This window comes from Bacillus sp. JJ864, assembly GCF_036963045.1.
GTDB classification, from domain to species: Bacteria; Bacillota; Bacilli; order Bacillales; family Bacillaceae_G; genus Bacillus_A; species Bacillus_A pseudomycoides_C.
This window is the reverse complement of record NZ_JBALLY010000033.1, coordinates 4,540-12,017: the sequence shown is the minus strand read 5'-3', so window position 1 is coordinate 12,017 and position 7,478 is coordinate 4,540. Positions and strand designations below refer to the sequence as shown.

Below are 7,478 nucleotides of genomic sequence, written 5' to 3'. Positions count from 1 at the left end.
AAATAATTCAATGTTTTATGGAACAAATACCAATTTAAATGGAAATCAACAAAATCCTTCTTCGTTTATAAACTCACCTTTTATTTATCCATCTCAAATAGCATCTATTCCGAATGGACCACCATATCAAAATTTAATATCTCCTTACTATGGAAACAATTATTATTCTTATTAAAAACTAAGAATATAGATTATATTATTTAAAATAACTATTAATATAATTATTTAGTCGAAAGGAGGAGACAGTGTGACTGGACAAAATCCTTATGAGTTAAACTTATGTTCTTTTTATCAAAGCTCTACCTTTTTTTACGAGGAAGGTTATACTCATAATGCGAGGCAAGTTTATCGCGCGTCTACAGGCAAGCTTATTGTGTCTGTTTATGAAATCAATACAGAAAAGCCAATTAAAGGCGCTACAGTAACTATTCAAAGCGAAGAATCACACTTTCAAGGTATTCAGTCATTTCTAACAAACGAATCTGGTCAAACCGATGTTATTTTTTTACCTGCTCCCCCTAAGGAATATGCCTTAGATCCTTCGGGACCTAAGGCATATTCTGAATACACTGTTATTATTGAATTCCCAAATTATAAAAGAGAAATTCGAAAGGTAAGAATTTTTGCAGATACTACAGCAAAACAAAAAGTTGAAATAATTCCTATCAGGCGAACAACTAATCATCAATCTTTATAGAGCTTTGGTTAAATCAATTAGGTATTCATTGATCTCTACTCCTAATGTCAGCTTGCACCAAAATATTTTCCCTATTAAATGTAGAAGAATAGTGTTATTTATAACGAATAATAGACAAAGATAACATACATTGAACATTCAACCTCGTAAAAAGCGTAATCGTCAGATTGTGTACCTCCTTATGAAAAGGTTAGTGAACGCGTTGTTTTATCAAAATCTAAGGGAATTCTAAAGATTTCAAAGTTTTTATCATACTTTACGTATTATATAAGGAATCCAATCTATGCATGCTACATATAAACGAAAACGAAGTTTACAGTCAAACTTCGTTTTTTCAACGTATAAGAAGATAGATGTCCGTAAAAGAGACATAAATTAATTACAGGAAATTAGATTGAACTAATTAAGTGGAAATCATTATACTCTATTAAATTTGTTAATTTGTATATTATTGTGTATTAAGTTGGTATATGTAATAATATCTACTTGAATCAATTTCACAATAGACAAAGTACACAGAAAAACCGAATAATGAATTGATTTCCCATTATAAAATTCGTATTAAAATATTTTTTCTCAATTAAATCAGATTCATTTTCAGTTTCATTCGTTTTTATTACATCGAAAACCATTTATGAAATTGACTCACTTAAATGAAAAATAACTAAAGTAGGCGCAATTGGTCACTTTTTTTAAGGAGAAAGAGAAGGGGGAGTAATTTAATATTTTTTTACCCTTACGATAAATTTTTATTTAAAGAATTGCTGTGTTGTAAGCATTATATAACTACAAAATAAGGACAAGAATACAATTGTTTTTGTGAAATTGTTAACAAAAAAGGTAAAAAAGTGTGCAACTAATTCAAGGAATCCCGTTCTTATGCGATTTGCCAGTAGCGGACTTTTTTCCCTTTTGACATAAAATAGCGCTAAATCCTTGATAAATAAAGGGTTTAGCGCTATTTTTTATAAGATTGACCACATAGAGGGTAAGTGAGTTGTTGAAATGCTTTTTCAAATCGATCTGATAATTCCTTTTGCATGTCAAATGTGACATGTGAATATGTGTTCATTAATATTACTATAAAGGCGTACCGCCCACATTTTAACGAAAATATACGCTAAGTAAAATTCGGCATGAAAAAGTGTTGATTTTATTAGTCTAAGAAAATCACCTAATCTCAAAAACGTCGGTAGGTATTTGAGACAAATCCACTTCAACGTAAAATAAACTAAAAATAGCTTAAATGGTGTCTAAAAATTTATCTTTAAATAAAACTCATGCTATTGTTTTTCGAAAATTTTTTAGCGTATAAAAACATTAAAATGTACATGCTACACCTTTTTAAATTTCTGTTCAATCTTATCATGTACTGATTCGATTTTTTCAGGCAACACAAATAAATATTCGATAAGGACTTCTAGTAATTCTGTTAATAAAGCTACTGCTTCATCATCAATTTCCTGTTTCAATTCAAGCATCCCATAAAAAGGACTTTCCGGATGAACGAGGTGGCCAACATCTTGAATCGGTTTAGTTAAATCGATATATTTTGGCAATTGCTCAAATTGCTGGGAAAGGGACTGTCCATTACCTTTCTCTCCAAGAAAATGTTTGAGGACACTTTCAAGAACTTGTTTTGACAGTACTGCAGTAGCAGAATTATCTTTTGACTGACTGACATTTAAAGTAGAGCGATATGCCCTAACTAGGTCTATAGGAATATGTTTATTGCGTTCAAGCTGAGCCAAAGGATCTCTAAAATCCGAAGGACTATAAATATACACTTCTACTTCTTTATCATTAAACATAATCACAAATTCTGATGGCTTTTGACATTCAAAACAAAGCCCTTCTGCGAATAATCCTCTTTTTGTAACTTGGTAAAAATTCGTTTTTAATGTGAATTCACTTGATTTACCGCATTTAGGACACTGACTTTTGACATTTTTCGGCACCTTTAAATACCCATACTGGGTATGAGATGAAATGGCCCCAGGTAATATTTTTCTCATTTAAACCTCCTAAAAACTCAACCCTAATCCGTAACTTATATAAATATTTCTGGTAACTATTCAGTCACCTCGTGAAGATATAAGGCGCTTAAAAAAATTACCAAAAAATATGTTTATTTGTTTTATCACAAGATATAGTGTATCGCACATGTTTGTGTTGTATGCAAAAAAATAGAGCGAATTTCCGCCTATGAAACTCCTAAATTAAAGGTATAGCTGAGTAGTTATTATTTCTATAAAATTTATATTATCAATTATAAATTAAAAAAATATAATTACAATCTGTAATATATGGAAATAATGATTTTAAAGTAGAGTGTTACTATACATACCCATTAAGCTAATATTTTGAGACACTCCTAAAACGAAAATTTTACCTTTTTACAGTTATTTATGAGAATTCGGCTCATTTTTTAAACTCTTCATTAAGTCTCTTGATTGTCATGCGGACACTTCCTTCTTGAACCCCATTGTAAGGACTTAACTAAGTTGTGTCCATATGATTGTACTAACTCTATATTTATACGTATTGACTATCTTTGTTGAGAAATAAATTAATTACCTACTAATAAAAGGAAAACGATTATAACAAGCGAAGAAGTTTAAGGTGGATTTTATTCTATTACCTTAATTAAAGGAGGACTATAAAATGTCTGATCTCTATTCTCGTCTTTCCAAAAATGATGCCGCTGTTCTTCTAGTGGATCATCAAACTGGTCTTATTTCCAGCTTAGTGCGTGATTATGGTGTTGATGAATTTAAGAATAATGTTTTGGCTCTTGCTAACACCGCTAAGTTTTTTGATTTACCAGTTATTTTAACAACAAGCTTTGAAAACGGACCAAACGGCCCACTGATGCAAGAATTGGTTGAGCTCTTTCCTGGTGCGCCAAAAATAGCTCGGCCTGGGCAAATTAATGCATGGGATAATGAAGAATTTGTTAAAGCCATTAAAGAAACAGGTAAAAAACAACTAATTATCGCAGGAGTTGTTACTGATGTTTGTGTTGCGTTCCCAGCGCTATCTGCTGTAAACGTGGGGTATGAGGTGTTCGTTGTCACTGATGCATCAGGGACTTTTAGTAAACAAGTTGCCGATGCTGCCCTTATACGTATGACTCATGGAGGGGTGCAACTTATGAACTGGTTTAGCGTCGCAGCAGAATTACATCGTGACTGGCGAAATGACGTTGAAGGCTTTGGTGCTTTACTTGCTAAACATCTTCCTAGTTATCAAAATACCATTGAAAGCTATATGAGAGCCCAAAGAGAGCTTAGCAAGTAAAATGACATAATAAATAATGGTTAACTAACACATAACTAACTATCTTTACTATGACAATATAATAAAAATTAAAACAAAAAAGAGTAATAATGCATTACTCTTTTTTGTTTTATTCCCTATTCTGTAGTTACTTTAACAGCAAAGATTTCTTTCCTGTCTTCAAGTTCTGAAGGAAACCATCAATTCAATAGTATATACTTAAAATGTTGACAGTGAAAAAAAAAAAGAGGTTATTATGTAATTGTGTTAGTTACACTGTGTAAGTAGATTGATTAAATGGCAATTATAGTGAAGGGAGATAGCTTTTCAATAGAAAAATACTTGGGAGCATAATAAACTATTTATTTATTTATACAGAAATAAATATATAAATAGAATGCAATGACGATGTGTTTATTATTTAAATATGAAAAGAAATATAGGGGGACATAAAAATGAAATTAAAACTCTGCTTAACTACTTTAAGTCTATTTACAATGATTGTATCTCATACGATTACTGCTTCTGCAGCTAGTACAAGTCAACCAATTGTTCTTGGATATACACAGGGCACATCTAATGAATCATTAAAAGGAACACAGCCAGTAATGAATCAAGTGGCGACAGATAACTTTGTCTTTTACTCAGATGGAACTGTTTCAACAAATGTACCAAAAGATGTATTGTCTTATGCAAAACAAAGTAAAATAAAAAGTTATGCAACTTTTTCTAATTTTAATAATGCTATTGATTATTTTGATCCTGATTTAGCTCACAACGTGCTTTCTGATTCGAAAAAAAGAAAGAAATTAATAAATGAAATGTATAAAATGATTGTTACAAATAAATACGACGGTGTAAATATTGATTTTGAAGATATGAAGCCAGAAGATCGTAATTTATTTACTTCTTTTGTAAAAGAAACGTCAGAAAAATTTCATGTTTCAGGGCATTCTGTTATGGTATCAGTTCCTGCTAAGAGTGAGGATAATCGTGAAGATACATGGACATGGCCATTTGATTATGCTCAATTAGGAAAAAATGCAGATTTCCTTCAAGTAATGACTTATGATGAACATGGTTCATGGAGTGAACCAGGATCTACAATTAGTCGCCCTTGGTTAGAGGAAAGTTTAAATTATGCTATTAAATTGGTAAATAGTAAAAAAATTATTATGGGAATCCCTTCATACGGGAATGATTGGGACTTAACTGATAAAAATGAAAGTGGAATGCTAGCATGGAAAGATACAAATGCACTTATCCAACAGACGAAAGCAAAACCATATCGTGATGAGGCTTCTGGTTCCATGGTATTTAGTTATACTGATAGTAAGAAGCATAAACATGTAGTTTGGTATGAAGATGAAGCAAGTATAAAACAAAAGGCACATTATACTGTTACAAAGAAACTTGGTGGTGTTTCTGTTTATGCGGTTGAAAAAACAAATAAACAGTTCTGGACAGCGATTTCTAATGGTTTAAAATAAACTGTTTGGATTAAAATGAAGTAATCTGCATAATATTTTTATTTATACACAAGTATGGACCTAATATCATTAGGTCCATACTTGTGTACTCGGGAGATAATTTATAACTATCAACTAATATATTAAAAAGGGGAAATTCATGGTTAAATTATAACCTTTTTTCATTTTTGAACTTAAATATACTGAACGTAAAGGTGATTTGTCATATGTTTTAATAGCAAAAGAGATAACACCTTTGAAATGAAAGTAAGGTAAGAGGATTTAAATTTTGAAAAATATGTTTCGAAATTGTAGAGTCGGAAACATACATAAAGGGAGTGTTTTTGATGGGAGATTTACAAAAATGGATTGAAGTTGATGCATATTTTACAAATCAGTTATTACTTACAGATGAAACTCTTGAGAATGTATTGGAAGCAAATGCTAAGGCAGGATTACCTGCAATAGATGTTGCTCCGAATCAAGCGAAATTCCTTCATTTACTAGCTCTAATAAAAGGAGCGAAAAGAATATTAGAAATTGGAACTTTAGGGGGATATAGCACGATTTGGCTGACACGAGCTTACCAGCAGACGGACGATTAATTACTCTTGAATTAGATGGACATCACGCTGAGGTTGCAAAATCAAATATAGCAAGTGCGGGATTATCCGATTTAGTAGAAGTGCGAATTGGACCTGCTCTTGAAACGTTGGCGAAGTTAAATGATGAAGGAGTTGATCCATTTGATTTCATTTTTATCGATGCGGATAAACAAAACAACTCGGAATATTTAAAGTGGGCACTCAAATTATCTCGAAAAGGTACCGTAATTGTAGCTGACAATGTGGTTCGCAAAGGAGAAGTAGTAAACGTTTCTAGCACTGATTCTAATGTTCAGGGCATTCGCCGCTTTTTTGATACTCTTGCATCTGAATCACAACTATCCTCGACGGCAATACAGACTGTGGGAAGCAAAGGATACGATGGGTTTGCGATAGGAGTAGTAATGTAATAAGAATTGTGGTTCACAGAACGGTGAAAAGGGGGCATAAAAAATGGCTCCTTTTTCAGGATGTTTTCTAGAGCATATAGCTGATTTTGAGAATAAAAAGGAAGGAAGTAGGACGTTAGTATAGAAAAGGAATCTTTAGAGGATGAGATTTAGTGAAGCAAGAAGGACACAATAAATGTCATCGTGGGTTTTTCTTATATGGAGTAATATTTTTTTAGTTATCTAATATGGATATAATAAAGAGCAACTTTTTGAAATGTTTACATATAATTATATTTGACCGACAGTCGGTCTAGTGAGAAGGAGTTTATTCATGAGAATCGTAAAAGAATATGAAGAACGAAGAAATGAAATTTTAGATATCGCAGAAAAATGGTTTGCTTCGAAAGGATATATGAAAACGACCGTAAACGATATTCTGCAGGAAATCGGTATCGCAAAAGGAACGTTTTATCATTATTTCAAATCAAAAGAGGAAGTGATGGATGCGATTATTATGCGGATTGTAAATGCAGATGTTGCAGCAGCAAAAAAGATTGCTTCAGATCCTAACATCCCAGTACTTGATAAATTATTTCATATTTTAATAGCGCAAGCACCAAAAGCTGGGGGAAACAAAGACAAAATGATTGAACAATTTCATCAGCCAAGTAATGCTGAAATGCATCAGAGAAGTTTAGTTCAGTCTATTTTACATTTAACACCTGTTTTGACGGAGGTGATTAAGCAAGGAATCAATGAACATGTTTTTGTGACGGATTATCCACAAGAAACAATAGAATTTTTGCTCGCTTCTGCACAAGTAATATTTGATGAAGGACTGTTTCATTGGCAGCCTCACGAAACAATGCAAAGAGCAAAGGCGTTTATTCACATAATGGAGACTACTCTTGGAGCTAAAAAAGGTAGCTTTAATTATATTTTGGATATTTTGATGAAACAGTCTGAAAATGACTAATAAGATCACGGGAAAATGTAGGGTAAGTTTACTTGTAAATATTGTAACTACTCAGTTACT

At 32.1% G+C, this 7,478-nt stretch carries 5 protein-coding genes and 1 pseudogene; 5 read left to right on the top strand and 1 reads right to left on the bottom strand.

The features are described from left to right. The first annotated feature begins 247 nt into the window (after nt 1-247). Complete coding sequence (locus tag V7024_RS06675; protein ID WP_335517359.1) at nt 248-697, top strand: hypothetical protein; 450 nt, start codon at nt 248-250, stop codon at nt 695-697. 1,334 nt (nt 698-2,031) lie between these two features. On the opposite strand, the gene V7024_RS06670 is transcribed toward V7024_RS06675, so the two are convergent. Continuing rightward, nucleotides 2,032-2,712: a hypothetical protein gene (locus V7024_RS06670; protein ID WP_098917988.1), complete on the bottom strand. Its 681-nt coding sequence runs from the start codon at nt 2,710-2,712 to the stop codon at nt 2,032-2,034. 649 nt (nt 2,713-3,361) lie between these two features. Here V7024_RS06670 and ycaC point away from each other — a divergent pair. The 4 genes and pseudogenes from ycaC (at nt 3,362) to V7024_RS06650 (ending at nt 7,418) form a co-directional block, all read left to right on the top strand. Next, on the top strand, nt 3,362-3,997 hold the full coding sequence (ycaC, locus tag V7024_RS06665) for an isochorismate family cysteine hydrolase YcaC (RefSeq protein ID WP_335517353.1): 636 nt from the start codon (nt 3,362-3,364) through the stop codon (nt 3,995-3,997). Nucleotides 3,998-4,431: 434 nt separating this feature from the next. Next, nucleotides 4,432-5,466, top strand: coding sequence for a glycosyl hydrolase family 18 protein (locus V7024_RS06660; protein ID WP_335517349.1), 1,035 nt, complete (start codon nt 4,432-4,434; stop codon nt 5,464-5,466). Between the two features lie 326 nt (nt 5,467-5,792). Beyond that, nucleotides 5,793-6,460: pseudogene (locus V7024_RS06655) on the top strand (O-methyltransferase). Between the two features lie 313 nt (nt 6,461-6,773). Next, entirely contained in the window at nt 6,774-7,418 is a 645-nt protein-coding gene (locus V7024_RS06650; RefSeq protein ID WP_335517346.1) for a TetR/AcrR family transcriptional regulator, read from the top strand. Nucleotides 7,419-7,478: the final 60 nt, after the last annotated feature.